A 12,668-nucleotide genomic window follows, 5' to 3' on the forward strand; every position below is an offset into this window, starting at 1 on the left:
CCTAGCCTAGAAATTCGCGCTCCAGTGCCACTACATCCTCAAAGCTCTCGCGGCGCCTAATCAAAAAGTCCTCGCCGCCTTTTACCGCAACCTCCGCGGCGCGCCCGCGAGTGTTGTAGTTGCTGCTCATAGCAAAGCCGTATGCGCCGGCTGATTTGATGACGACGAGATCGCCTGGGTTTAGAGGCGGTAAATTTCGGTCTTTTGCGAGGAAATCTCCGCTCTCGCAGATCGGCCCGACCACGTCGCAAGGGCTAAATTTGAGCTCGCGAAGCTGCTCAATCTTACACTCGCAAAGAGTATTGCCGCCGCTAAGTGCGAAAATTTTATGCCTAGCTTGATAAAGGCTCGGGCGTATGAGGTCGTTCATCGCGCCGTCCACGACGACAAAGCGCTTTTCTTTGTTAAATTTCTCATAAAGCACACTAGTTAGAAAATATCCCGCGTTGCCGACGATAAAGCGTCCCGGCTCGCAAACTACCGTGACGTCCAGGCCGCTTAAATTTGCCAAAATGCCCTGCGCGTATTCGTATAGATCAGGCTCGCTCTCGTCGCAGTAAACGATACCTATGCCGCCGCCGACGTCAAAAAATTTGATGTCGATTTGCGCGGCTTTTAGCTCGCGAGTCAAATTTGCCACTATCTTTGCCGCTTCGATAACGGGCTTGATGTCGGTTATCTGCGAGCCGATGTGGCTGTGGATGCCCACAGGCTCGAGATGCGGAGAGTTTTTAGCGTGTAGATACATTTTTTTGGCCGTTTGCAGATCTACGCCGAATTTATTTTCGTTTAGTCCGGTCGAAATGTATGGATGAGTTTTAGCGTCGATGTCTGGATTTACGCGGATGCTAATACGAGCGGACTTTCCGAGCTGCTTTGCGATCGTTTCTAGGCGGTTCATCTCGCCTTCGCTTTCTAAATTTATCATCAAGATTTCATTTCCCAGCGCAAATTTGAGCTCGTCGTCGCGCTTACCTACGCCGCTTAGGATGATCTGATAGCTTTTAGCTCCCGCTAGCAGCGCGCGCTTAACTTCGCCTACGCTCACGCAGTCAAATCCGGCCCCGAGTCCGGCTAAAAATTTCAAAACGCTTAAATTTGAGTTTGCCTTAACGGCGTAGCATACGAGAGATTTTCTGGCGTGAAACGAGTTTTTTAGCGCTTCGTAGCGGTGCGCCATGTAGTCAAAATCGTAAACGTAAAGAGGGGTGCCGTATTTTTGCGCTAAATTCGTAAAATCCATAACCGACCTTGTTTAAAAATAGTTAGATTTTACAGAAATTTTGCCTAAATCTCTCTTAACGACTCCCAAAACGCAGATAAAAAGCGTAGGCGCCGAGTAAAATTATCGGCAAAAGCACGCCGATCTCGGGTGATACGACGCCGTTTCTAGCAAACCTCATCATCACAAAAAGCGCGCCCCAGACGCAAAGCGAGGCGATCGTGAAGATAAAGCTTTTTAAGGCGAGGTTAAAAAAACGTCCCGTAACCGGCAAAAAATAGTAAATGATAAGCACCATAAAAGGCGCAAAAAAAGGCGCAAAAGCGAGGTTATAGAGCGTGGTTTTGGTCGAATTTAGCCCGATACCCTCATCCTTAAACGCCAAAATATAATCCACGGCATCCGGGATCGTGATCGCCGAGCTCTCCGCCGACGCGCTTTCTATCGTCTTTGGTTTAAAATTTTCAAGAGTTTTTAGCTCGCTTGGCGTTTTGATATCGAGTCCCTTTTCGCCAAGCTTGATATTTTGCGGCAAATTTACGATTTTAGCGTTTTTTAAAAGCCACGCATCATCCACAAACCTCCCGTTTTCGCCAAAGGTAGCGCTACGCAAGTTGCTGCTGTCTATGTCAAATATCCGCACGTCTTTAGCCTCGCCACTAATAGGATTTAGGCTATCCATGTAGACAAATTTACCCTCGAATTTTAAGAAAATATCCGAGCTCGTGCGCGATAAATTTGAGAGCTTCACGATATTTCGTCCGTACTCGTAAGCGTAGGCAAATGGCGTGAAATTTAGCCCGACGTAGATAAACGTGATGGCAAGCGCGATATAAAAAGGCGGTTTTATCAGGCGATTTTTATCTATACCAAGCGCGTAAAAACTCACGAGCTCGTTACTGCGGATCATGCTAAATTTGCTAGTTATAAGCGCAAAAATGAGCGCGAGAGGTAGAACGTAGTTTACCGCCGCGAGCGAGGTAAGGCCGAAGTAAAGCAGCTTTAGGTTTGCGCTTGCAGGCATATCTTTTAGGTTGGTTAGGATGTCGATGCCGACGTAAAAAAGCGTGAGCGCGACGAATATAATCACGAAATATTTAAAATAAAGCCAGCCGACGTAACGCGCATAAAGGTTCATCTGAGCTCTCTTAAATCAAATTTTGCGCAAGGTGAGAGGCGGACGAAAGCGGCGTTACCAAAAATACCGCAAACTTGCCGTGCAAATTTACTATTTGAACTATGCTGCAAATATGCATCCTTTGCCGCCGTAATGACGCTCAAATTTACCGCTTTTTGGCTAGACTGGAAATAGACTTGTTTTACGCTCTTAAAAAATCCAAATTCAAGTTTTTGTCTGAGTATTTTTTTCGTAAATTTTATAAATTTGCGGATAAAGTTTTGAAGCAAACTTATAAAATTTGCGGTAAGGAAAATTAGGAGCAAGATTTTAAATTTGGGCTCTAAATTTAACCGATTTTTGAGCGCTTTAAAAAGCCGCAAAATTTGAGAAAACGCAAAAGTCGCGAATGCCAAATTTACCCCTCTCACAAAATGCCTTTTTTTGTCGAGAATTTTTGCGAAACGGTATCGATATCGGTTTTTATTAGCTCGTTTAGCGCGTTTTCGCAGTAACCCAAAATTTTTTCCAATCCCTCTTTTTCATCTGCGTTAAATTCGCCAAGCACATGGCCGGCTACCGCGCTTTCGCCTTTGTGCGCGCTTCTGCCGATACCGATACGTACGCGCTCGTAGTCTGGGCCCATTAAGGCATCGATTGATTTTAGCCCGTTATGTCCGCCGTTTCCGCCGCCTTTTTTAAATTTAACGACGCCGAAATTTAGATCAAGGTCGTCATGAATAACAATAATGCGCTCGGGCTTGTAAAAATCAGCAACGGCTTTTACGCTTCGTCCGCTTAAATTCATAAAGGTCGTCGGTTTTAGAAAAAGTAAATTTTGAAATTTAAACAGCTCGCCTTGAAATTTAGCTGAGCTTACGTCGGTGAAATTTGAATTTTTGAGTCTATCTATCAGCATAAAGCCGACATTGTGTCTTGTTTTGGAGTACTCGGGACCGGGGTTCCCCAGTCCGACTATGAGTATCAAGGCTAGCCTTATTTAGCTTTTATTACGCCTAGAACCGCTACGCGGTCAGCATCGATCATAGTGACGCCCGCAGGAACGGTTATATCGCGCACCAGGACGGTGTCGTCTATATCAAGACCGCTAACGTCTATGTCGAATGAATTAGGCAAATTTTCAGCCGTGCATTTTACGGCTAAGCGCCTTTTTGAGATGATCAAAACGCCTTTATTTTTTAGACCGACCGGAGTTCCGTAAGGTTTAACCGGGATCATATATTTTGAGATGACGCCTGGAAGCGCAACCTTTAAATCAACGTGTTTTAGCGCGTTTGTCACAGGGTCTTTTTGATATTCGACTACTACGACTTTTAAGGTTTTTCCGCCTACTTTTACGTCAAACGCAAGGCTCTCTTTTTTGCGAACCTCTTTTATAAAATCGTTGATTTTAAAAGCGGCTTGCACATTCTCTAATCCCTTGCCGTAAATGTTGGCGATTAGATAACCATCTCTTCTCAAGGCTTTTGACGCCTTTTTACCGATACTCTCTCTAACGATACCTTCTAACATCGTTTTCCTTTCTTAAAAAATAGAAGCCGATAATACCCAAATTTATATAAATTTCGCCTTACTTGATATCTTTAAGCGCGATAACGTCGCTTTGAAATTCTCTTAAAAGCGCAGCGTCTTCCTCGATAGAAGCGACCATCGCTCGTTTTTTGGCAAGGTCGGCGGATTTGATTTTGATATCGAGGTTTTCTCTTCTACCAGCGCTTTTTAGAGCCTCTTCTTTCGTAATGATTCCCGAAGTATACATATCAAGCAAATGCTGCTCAAAAGTCTGCATCTGATAGGTGTTTCTGCTCTGTTCTATTGCGTCGTAAATTTCGCTATCTCTATCCTCTAGGATCATATCTCTTATTCTTATGTTTTTTATCATTATTTCGCAAGCGACGCGTCGTTTATTTCCCGTAGTTACGACTAGGCGCTGAGATATGATAGCCTCCGCAACCGAAGCAAAGGTCATTCTGACTCGGTTTTGCTCTTCTTTGGGGAACATATTTATGACGCGGCCGATAGTTTCTTTAGCATCAAGCGTGTGAAGCGTAGCAAGTACCAAGTGACCGGTTTCTGCAGCGTTTATCGCGGTTCTAACAGTCTCTAGGTCTCTCATCTCGCCTACAAATATAACATCCGGGTCTTCGCGCAAAGATGCCCTTAGCGCGTCGGCGAAACTATCGACGTCTTGGCCGATACCGCGCTGATTTATTACGCTTTTGTCGTCGCTGTAAATAAATTCAATCGGATCCTCTATAGTAACGATGTGATAGTTTTTAGTGTGATTTAGGTAGTTTATCATACTAGCTAGCGTCGTCGTTTTACCGCTACCGGTCGGCCCGGTTACTAGAATGATGCCTCTGTTTACTTTATCGCAAAGCTTTTCTATAACCGGCGGCAACAAAAGCTCAGACATCGTAGGAATTTTCGTCGGAATCGTTCTGAATACGAAAGATACGCCGTCCATCTGCAAAAAGACGTTCGAGCGGAAACGATAGTCGTCGTTTAGCCTATAGGTAAAGTCAACGCTCTTTCTTTTCATTAGGCTATAATAATTCGCTCCTAAAATTTCCTTGGCAATAAGTATCGAGCGGTCGTAATCCAAAACCGTATCGCTCATAACGACCATCTCGCCGTTAAATCTACCGCGAACCACCCTGTCCGACTTCACGTGCAAGTCGCTGCCGCCAAGCTCGATAAGCTTCATCAGATATCCGTCCAAAACCGCCTTCATAGCGGCTCTTTTTTCGCTCTCGTCGTCATCTTGCGGCATCGGCGGCCTAATAGACATCCCAAAGGCTTCTTCTTCCATCGTTAGTCCAAGCTCGGCTAAAAGCGCGGCCCTATCTCTACGCCTAACGGGTCTTACTTCCGGCTCTTTTGCCGTATTTGTTCGGTTTTCTTGCGTATCGTTTATAGTTTGCACCTGCTCTACTCCTTTGCTTGTTTCTTCTTGCGTTTGCGTTAAATTCAGCTCTAAAATTTGCTCCTCGGGCTTGCTTAAGTCAGCATGCTCGTCGATCTTTAGAAAATCTTTATCTTCTAGCTCTTTGCTTTGCGGCACGTCCCAAAAGTCAGCGCTTAAATTTGACTGTGCTTGTTCGGAATTTATCTCGTTTTTATCGATATCGAATTCATTTTTGATAGAGTCGAATTTACTCTGAAAGTCCTCGTCGTCCTCAGTATCAAATTTATCCTGATCGCTTTGGATTGCGTCAAATTTATAGCCGGTATCAGGCTCGTCTTCTTCAAGCTCTACCGAGCTAAATTCATCCCTTAAAAAGTCCAAAAGCTGATCCTTTTCGTTAGGGATCTGTTCCTTTGCTACCGTTTCTTGCACGGGCTCGAAACAAGAAAGGTCCGATTTTTCGCCGTCTTCGTCAAATTCGCTTATTTCTTGCGCATCTTTTTTTATTTGCGGCTCTTTCCATGCCACAAAAATAGCTTCTTCGTCGATTTCATCTATTTGCTCAGGTATCTCGTCTAGCGCGTCTATTTCATTTAGAGCCTCATTGATAGCTTGCAAATTTTCGTTTAGCTCTTGCCTTTTTGATTCTAGCTCGGTAGGCTCGCTAAATGCGTCAAATTTATCGATCTTAACCGACTCTTCTTGCTCCTCTTCTTTTGCAGGCTCGTCGTCAATTGGCTTTAGCTTTGGCAAATCATCAAACCCGCCGATCTCTTCAAATTTAGGCTTCGGTTGCAGCGCAACCTCTTCGCGCACGGCGTCGTCGGCTTTTAGCGGCACTACCTCTTGCTCGTCCTCGTGCGAGTTTTCTTTATTTTTGTTTCTATGATGTTCTATATCGCTTCTTAAAACCTTTGCTTTTAGCTTGATAATGCGCTCTAAGGCATCGTCCTGGCTATCAAATTTAATGCTAGAACCGACAGGCTCGTAGTCCTTAACATCCTCTTCGTTCACGGAGGTAAATCTTAAAGGCTTCATGGCTGCTTCCTAGTTATTTTAGTGCTTTCATTATGTCTTCAAATGCCGTCACGAACTGCTTTAAGCCGTCGTTTAGCAAGTCTTTATAAACCTTCTCCATGTCTATGTCGGCTCTTTTTACCACGCCGAAAAATTTCTCTATACTATCGTCGCTAACGGCGGTTTTTGGTTCGTTTTTGCCCGCGATAAAGGCTTTGATAGTATCAAGCGGAGCCGTATTTACCGCATTTTGATACATGAGCTCTTTTACGTAATAATCTTTTGCCAGCTCATCGCCCTTTACGCCCGTACTAGCAAACAGCGCGCGCGTCGTCGGCAAGCTTTTATTTTCTATGATTTTGTAAATTTTAGTCGCGTTCATGATGCCGATTTGGCCCGTCGGTAGCGAGTTCTCGCGCATTTTTTCATCTAGCAAGCGATCAAATCTGCTAACAAAAATGCTAATCACGCTTTTTGGTAGCGGCGTTAGCGGAAATTTCTTTTCATAAGCCTTCACGCCCTCTTCAAAAGCGTCCAAACACGCTACAGCTTGTTCCGGCGAGAAAATCAGCGTAGCATTTACCGCGATACCGCGCGCGGTTAGAGCGCTCATCGCTTCAAAGCCAGCTTTTGTCGCAGGGATTTTGATCATGACGTTTGGCATGCCGATCTCCGCGTGTAGCCTAGCGCCCTCGTCCACCGTAGCTGCGGCGTTATCGCAAAAGCTAGGATCGACCTCGATGCTAACAAACCCGTCGTCGCCGTTTGCATAATGCCTCAAAAGCTTGGTCGCGGCTATCTTAATATCTTGCACCGCGAGCGCCTCGTAAAGCGCCTTTGGATATTTTTTGCCCATTTGGCCGATGACGTCTTTGTAGGAGTCCGACAAAAACGCGGCCTTAAAGATGGATGGATTTGAGGTCACGCCATTAATAGCGCCTATTTGAAGTAAATTTTCAAACTCGTCTTGTAAAAAGTCGCGCTCGATAAAGTCACACCACAGTGAAAAATTTATATCGTTATTAAACATTTTTCTCGCCTTTTTATATCAAATTTATGATCTCGCGCAAATCTTTTTTATCCACGCAACAAGTTGCCGCTTGCCTTAAAATTTGCTTCGCGCAAAACGCGATTTTCAAATTTGAATGCTCAAACATAGACAGGTCGTTGGCGCCGTCGCCCACGCTCATCGTCTGCTCTTTTGAGATACCGAGCATTTTTTGCAAATTTACAAGCATCGCGCCCTTTGAAAAGCCAAACATCATCTCACCGCCCACGAGTCCGGTTAGAATGCCGTCTTTGTGGTGCAGGATGTTTGCAAAGCTAGCGTCAAATTTGAGCTTCTCTTGCGCTCTATCGGTGCCCGAGTGAAATCCGCCGCTAAAAACTACGACCTTAATGCCTTTGCTTTTTAGATGCGCGATTAGCTCGGCGGCTCCTGGCATTAGCGGCAAATTTGAGCAAATTTCATCCACTTTAGCGAGCTCAAGCCCCTTTAAAAGCGATACGCGGCGCGTCAAACTCTCGAAAAAATCAAGCTCGCCCGCCATCGCCTTTGCCGTTATTTCGCTAACTTCCTCTCCGACGCCCTTTGCCGCGGCTAGAAAATCTATCGTCTCGCCGTCCATCAGAGTCGAATCAAAATCAAATACGCAAAGCTTTATCAAATTTGACCCTAAAAATCGCGTTTTAGCAATGTTTCGACTTTTAAAATCGTAAGGATATTGTTGTCTCTTTTTCCGATACCGTAAATCATACCTTTGTCTTTTAAAAGCGTTTCAGGCGGCGGATCGATCCTGTTTTGCTGTATCCTGATAGCTTCCGTTAGCCTATCGATCACAAATCCCGCGACGTTATCGCCCTCTTTCATCACGATATACCTCGTGCTTGGGCTCGGTTTTGCGGCATTTAGTGAAAATTTCTTTCTCAAGTCGATTAGCGGGATGACGCTACCGCGCAGGTTAAACACGCCTAAAACATAATCCGGCACGCTAGGCACGCGAGTGTATTCGATCGGCTTAATGATCTCTTGGATATTTAAAATAGGTATCGCGTACTCCTCGTCGCCCACGATGAAACCGACTAACTGGACGATCTCCTCGCGCTCTTTTTCGCTCGGATCCATCACCTGACTTTTTTGTTTTTTTAGAACCTGATTTAATTTGTCGTTCATGTTCTATCCTATTAGTTTGATATTTTTTCTAACTACGTTTTCAAGGTAATCCGACGAATACGGCTTGGTGATGTACTCGGTCATTCCTACCTCCACGCCCCTTAGCCTATCGGTCTTTGACGTCCTTGAAGTTACCGCTATGAGCGGCAAATTTCTATATTTTGAATACTTTCTGATCTCAGCCGCCAGCGTATAGCCGTCCATTCTCGGCATCTCGATATCAATTAGCATCGCATCAAGCGCATGTTCGCCCGATTTTACGATAGCTAAAGCCTCGACGCCGTTAGTAGCCTCTATCACGGTTACGCCAAGAGGCGCGAGCGATTTTTGCATGATCGTTCTATCCATCTTCGAGTCGTCGACGATTAACACCTTATAATCGCTCGGTTTTTCTTTGACGCTCTTTGAGGCTTCCATACTGGCTTTTATGTCTACTTTTATATCTTTTGCCATCTCCATCATCATGCCTACATCGATGATTAGAGTTACCCGGCCGTCGCCTCTTATCGTGGCGCCTGCGATTCCCGGGATGTTTTGGAGATAATCGCCCATTGATTTTATAACGATCTCTTCTTGTCCTACGAGGCTATCTACGATGATGCCGAGTTTTGCCTCTGCTACGCCGATAACGACCACATAGGTCTGATCTCCGCCGTCAAAGACCTGCTTGACGCCGAAGATATCTGAGAGCTTAACTAGCGATAGCACTTCGTCGCGTAGTCTGAGCACGTTTTTGCCGTCGATCGTATAGATATCGTCGATCGGTACGCGCACGGTCTCTAAGACGCTTGCTAGAGGGATAGCGAAAAATTCCTCCTGAGCTCCGACTAAAAGCGACTGAATGATAGCTAGCGTGAGCGGGATCTTTAGCTTCATCGTCGTGCCCTTGCCCACTTCGCTTTCGATGTCGATTATACCGTTTAGCTTTTCGATGTTGGTTTTTACGACGTCCATTCCCACGCCGCGGCCGCTTACGTTGGTTACCTTCGCCGCAGTCGAAAATCCAGGTTTAAATATAAGTCCGAACGCCTCTTTATCGCTCATCGCGTCGGCTTCGCGCTCGGTGATGATACCTTTTTCTATTGATCTAGATTTTAGCATATCGGCATCTAGCCCCTTACCGTCGTCGGTGATCTCGACTACGATATGGTTGCCTTCGTTATAGGCTTTTAGCTGGATGGTGCCTTTTTCCGGTTTGCCGGCGGCTAGTCTGGTTGCGCCGTCTTCGATACCGTGGTCGCACGAGTTTCTTATCATGTGTACAAGCGGATCGCCGATTTGCTCGACGATAGATTTATCAAGCTCCGTCTCCTCGCCCGTGATCTCAAGGTCGATTTGCTTATTTAGCTCGCGGCTTAGATCGCGGATCATGCGAGGAAATTTATTAAACACCTTCGCGATAGGTAGCATCCTCGTTTTCATAACGGCTAGCTGGATGTCGGTAGTCACTAGGCTTAGGCTAGATACTACTTGGTTTAGCTCCTCAAGGAATTTCTCGCCCTCGTACCTCTCCTCGACGTCGTCGTAAATTTTGAGTAATCTGTTTTTGCCCAGAACCAGCTCGCCGATCAGGTTCATCAGGTGATCTAGGCGCTTAACCTCGACGCGTATAGTCTGCTCGTCCGCGTTAGCTCCGCTTGATGGAGCGGGTACTTTTTTATCCTCTTTTTTATCGGCAGGTTTTGCGGGAGCGGGTTTTGGAGCCGGCGCAGAATTTGAGGGCGCAGGAGCTTGCGGCGCAGCCGGTGCGGCAGGTTTTGGCATTTCGCCTCCGGCTGCCTTTTGAGCGCGTCTTGCTTGATCCTCGGCCTTTCTTACTTTTAGTAGCCTTTCTATCTCGGCCTCGACCTCGTCGTCGCTTAAATTTGATAAATTTTCATCGCTAACGGGTTCAGGCTCAGGCTCTATCGGCATCTGCGCTACAGGCTCAGGCGCTGCAGGAGCAGGCTCGCTAGCGGCAGCGCTCGGGGCTTCGCCTTCGGATATCGCGGTTAGTCTTTTGCAGATATCTTCTATCTCGATACCTACGTCCGTATCGTTGCCGCTATCTCTGATGCCGTGTAGCAGCCCCTTCATCATATCCACAGACTCTAGCACCACGTCCATGATATCGGGAGTTATCTTTAGCTCGCCGCGGCGGGCTTTGTTTAGTACGTCCTCCATGTGGTGGGTGAGTCTAGTAAGGATGTCAAAATTTAAAAAGCTAGACGATCCTTTAACCGTATGAGCGACTCGGAAAATTCTATTTAAAAGCTCTAAATCTTCGGGATTTGACTCAAGTTCTATGAGGTCATGGTCTATTTGTTCTACTAGTTCGAAGGCTTCAACTAGGAAGTCTTCCATTATTTCTTTCATATCATCCATGATTTCCCCCTTATTTCTTGTTCGCTTCGATCACACGAAGCACCTCGTTGTAAAATAGCGTCGCGTCAAATTTGGTTAGATACGCGGCGGCTCCGGCCTCTTTGCTTTGAGCTTCGGTGTAGTCTTTGCTCAAAGAAGAGTTAAATATAATAGGAATTCCCGTATATCTTGGATCGTCTTTTATCGTCGATGCGAAGCGGTATCCGTCCATCTGCGGCATCTCGATGTCGCTTAAGATCACCTTTAGATGGCTATCAAGCTTATCGCCGTACATCTCGTAAAGATCTTGCATTCTATCAAGCCCCTCTACGCCGTCTTTTGCTTCGACCACTTTTAGCCCCATTTTCTCAAGCGTATCTTTGACGAGCTTTCTAGCCGTCGAGCTATCGTCTAGCACAAGCGCCAGACCGTTTAAAAGCTTGTTTTGATCGATCTCGACTTCTATTTTCGGGCTATATATGCCAAGCTCTTCGACGACGCTTTCAAGATCGAGTATTAGCAAAACTTCGTCGTTTTCGATGCGGGTTACGCCCGTGATCTTACCTTTATCCAGCGTTCCGGCGTTTGAGGCAAAAGTCGCCGCCTCGATATCCGCCCAGCTTATGCGCCTGATGCGTTTTGCCTCGTGGACGATAAAACCTATCAAAATCTCGCTAAATTCGGCGATGATGACGCGAGGCTTGATCGCCGAGTCTTTAGGCTCGTTTATCTGCATCCATTTAGCTAAATTTATCACGGGTATAACTACGCCGCGAAGGTCAAAAATCCCCTCTATATACTCGGGTACTCCGGGAAGCTCGGTCAAATTCGGCATCTTGATGATCTCGCGCACCTTGGAGACGTTGACGCCGTATATGCCCTCATATACCTTGTCTCCCGCCTGCTTAAAGATACGAAAATCAACAAGTTCCATCTCGTTTGAACCGGTTTTTAATGTGCCGTTGTTAAGCATTCTAAACCTTTACGCTCTTTCGAGCAAACTTAATATTTTGGCCGTATTCTACTACAAAATAGCTTTGCTCGCATGCAAAAGATGGAACATTTATATATTTTTGTTTACCTATCGTGTACTGTTCGCCTTGGTGATAGTGCCCCTCGATGATGATATCAGCCTCGTAAAATGCGTTATATCGGCGCATTTTCGCCTCGGCTAAATTCTTAAAATTCGGTATTTTATAATCTAAAATTTTTCGTTTAAGCTTATTTAAAATTTGTTTCGAGAGCCTAAAATTTAAAAATTTATCGAAAAAATTCATCGTTTTTAAAAAAATTTTAACGCGTAAAAATCTCAAAGCGTATTTTGCAACAAAAGGCAAAAATATGTCCCCGTGCGCGATAAGCACGCTTTGTCCGTACTCAGAGGTAAATTTAACCGGCTGGGCGCCGATAGGATAGGCTTTGACGTTTTTAAAAAGCCTTGCTAGGTTAAAATCGTGATTTCCTTCGAAATAGTAAATTTCCATTTCCTCGCCCAGCTCGTCGATCGCGCGGACGTATCGCTCGTAAAATTTGACGAAAAACTCGCACTCGCCCGCCAGAAAATCAAACATATCGCCCATCAAAAACAGCTGCGGCGTCTTTATCTCGCCGCTTTTCAACGCGCACAAAAAATGCCATAAATTTTCGCGATTTTCGTTTTCGTGCGAGTCGGCGATAAAGATCGCGCCGCTTTTTACGACGATTTGCTCAGGCATCAAATTTTACTTTTTGTAGCGCCGAATTAGCGTCTAGTAGTTTTAAATTTAGCGAGCCGAATTTGAAAAACTCGGCAAACGCCATGGTTAAATTTGACGGCTCAAATTTAGCATCCGAGTGCATAAATTTAACAGTTTTAAACGCGCTCATC

General features: G+C 45.5%; 12 protein-coding genes. All 12 read right to left on the reverse strand.

The features are described 5' to 3' along the window. Position 1 precedes the first annotated feature (1 nt). The 12 genes from lysA to H7R39_RS03735 all read right to left on the reverse strand — a co-directional run bounded on the left by lysA (position 2) and on the right by H7R39_RS03735 (position 12,667). Entirely contained in the window at positions 2–1,243 is a 1,242-nt protein-coding gene (lysA, locus tag H7R39_RS03680) for a diaminopimelate decarboxylase (protein ID WP_185898006.1), read from the reverse strand. A 55-nt stretch (positions 1,244–1,298) separates the two neighbouring features. Continuing rightward, positions 1,299–2,360, reverse strand: a complete 1,062-nt coding sequence (locus tag H7R39_RS03685) for an LptF/LptG family permease (RefSeq protein WP_185898007.1) — start codon at positions 2,358–2,360, stop codon at positions 1,299–1,301. 406 nt (positions 2,361–2,766) lie between these two features. Further along, the gene (pth, locus tag H7R39_RS03690) at positions 2,767–3,327 is read right to left on the reverse strand and encodes an aminoacyl-tRNA hydrolase (RefSeq protein ID WP_185898008.1); all 561 of its coding nucleotides are present in this window, start codon (positions 3,325–3,327) and stop codon (positions 2,767–2,769) included. 8 nt (positions 3,328–3,335) lie between these two features. Next, entirely contained in the window at positions 3,336–3,872 is a 537-nt protein-coding gene (locus H7R39_RS03695) for a 50S ribosomal protein L25/general stress protein Ctc (protein WP_185898009.1), read from the reverse strand. A 58-nt stretch (positions 3,873–3,930) separates the two neighbouring features. Further along, the gene (locus H7R39_RS03700; RefSeq protein WP_185898010.1) at positions 3,931–6,306 is read right to left on the reverse strand and encodes a type IV pilus twitching motility protein PilT; all 2,376 of its coding nucleotides are present in this window, start codon (positions 6,304–6,306) and stop codon (positions 3,931–3,933) included. Positions 6,307–6,319: 13 nt separating this feature from the next. Then, positions 6,320–7,315, reverse strand: a complete 996-nt coding sequence (locus tag H7R39_RS03705) for a transaldolase (protein WP_185898011.1) — start codon at positions 7,313–7,315, stop codon at positions 6,320–6,322. Positions 7,316–7,328: 13 nt separating this feature from the next. After that, the gene (gene serB, locus H7R39_RS03710; RefSeq protein WP_185898012.1) at positions 7,329–7,952 is read right to left on the reverse strand and encodes a phosphoserine phosphatase SerB; all 624 of its coding nucleotides are present in this window, start codon (positions 7,950–7,952) and stop codon (positions 7,329–7,331) included. An 8-nt stretch (positions 7,953–7,960) separates the two neighbouring features. Continuing rightward, positions 7,961–8,458: a chemotaxis protein CheW gene (locus tag H7R39_RS03715; RefSeq protein ID WP_122863207.1), complete on the reverse strand. Its 498-nt coding sequence runs from the start codon at positions 8,456–8,458 to the stop codon at positions 7,961–7,963. A 3-nt stretch (positions 8,459–8,461) separates the two neighbouring features. After that, positions 8,462–10,822: a hybrid sensor histidine kinase/response regulator gene (locus tag H7R39_RS03720; protein ID WP_185898013.1), complete on the reverse strand. Its 2,361-nt coding sequence runs from the start codon at positions 10,820–10,822 to the stop codon at positions 8,462–8,464. Between the two features lie 10 nt (positions 10,823–10,832). Continuing rightward, entirely contained in the window at positions 10,833–11,774 is a 942-nt protein-coding gene (locus H7R39_RS03725) for a chemotaxis protein (protein WP_185898014.1), read from the reverse strand. 1 nt (position 11,775) lies between these two features. Continuing rightward, positions 11,776–12,516: a UDP-2,3-diacylglucosamine diphosphatase gene (locus tag H7R39_RS03730; protein ID WP_185898015.1), complete on the reverse strand. Its 741-nt coding sequence runs from the start codon at positions 12,514–12,516 to the stop codon at positions 11,776–11,778. Further along, positions 12,509–12,667, reverse strand: coding sequence for a hypothetical protein (locus H7R39_RS03735; protein WP_185898016.1), 159 nt, complete (start codon positions 12,665–12,667; stop codon positions 12,509–12,511). The genes H7R39_RS03730 and H7R39_RS03735 overlap by 8 nt, the downstream gene beginning before the upstream one ends. Between the last annotated feature and the right edge of the window lies 1 nt (position 12,668).

This window comes from Campylobacter massiliensis (assembly GCF_014253065.1).
GTDB lineage: Bacteria > Campylobacterota > Campylobacteria > Campylobacterales > Campylobacteraceae > Campylobacter_A > Campylobacter_A massiliensis.

Bases quoted from the DNA above. Each gene is read 5' to 3' on its own strand.
- lysA (WP_185898006.1), bottom strand. From the start codon at position 1,243: ATGGATTTTACGAATTTAGCGCAAAAATACGGCACCCCTCTTTACGTT.
- H7R39_RS03685 (WP_185898007.1), bottom strand. From the start codon at position 2,360: ATGAACCTTTATGCGCGTTACGTCGGCTGGCTTTATTTTAAATATTTC.
- H7R39_RS03695 (WP_185898009.1), bottom strand. From the start codon at position 3,872: ATGTTAGAAGGTATCGTTAGAGAGAGTATCGGTAAAAAGGCGTCAAAA.
- H7R39_RS03700 (WP_185898010.1), bottom strand. From the start codon at position 6,306: ATGAAGCCTTTAAGATTTACCTCCGTGAACGAAGAGGATGTTAAGGAC.
- H7R39_RS03705 (WP_185898011.1), bottom strand. From the start codon at position 7,315: ATGTTTAATAACGATATAAATTTTTCACTGTGGTGTGACTTTATCGAG.
- H7R39_RS03715 (WP_122863207.1), bottom strand. From the start codon at position 8,458: ATGAACGACAAATTAAATCAGGTTCTAAAAAAACAAAAAAGTCAGGTG.
- H7R39_RS03720 (WP_185898013.1), bottom strand. From the start codon at position 10,822: ATGGATGATATGAAAGAAATAATGGAAGACTTCCTAGTTGAAGCCTTC.
- H7R39_RS03725 (WP_185898014.1), bottom strand. From the start codon at position 11,774: ATGCTTAACAACGGCACATTAAAAACCGGTTCAAACGAGATGGAACTT.
- H7R39_RS03730 (WP_185898015.1), bottom strand. From the start codon at position 12,516: ATGCCTGAGCAAATCGTCGTAAAAAGCGGCGCGATCTTTATCGCCGAC.
- H7R39_RS03735 (WP_185898016.1), bottom strand. From the start codon at position 12,667: ATGAGCGCGTTTAAAACTGTTAAATTTATGCACTCGGATGCTAAATTT.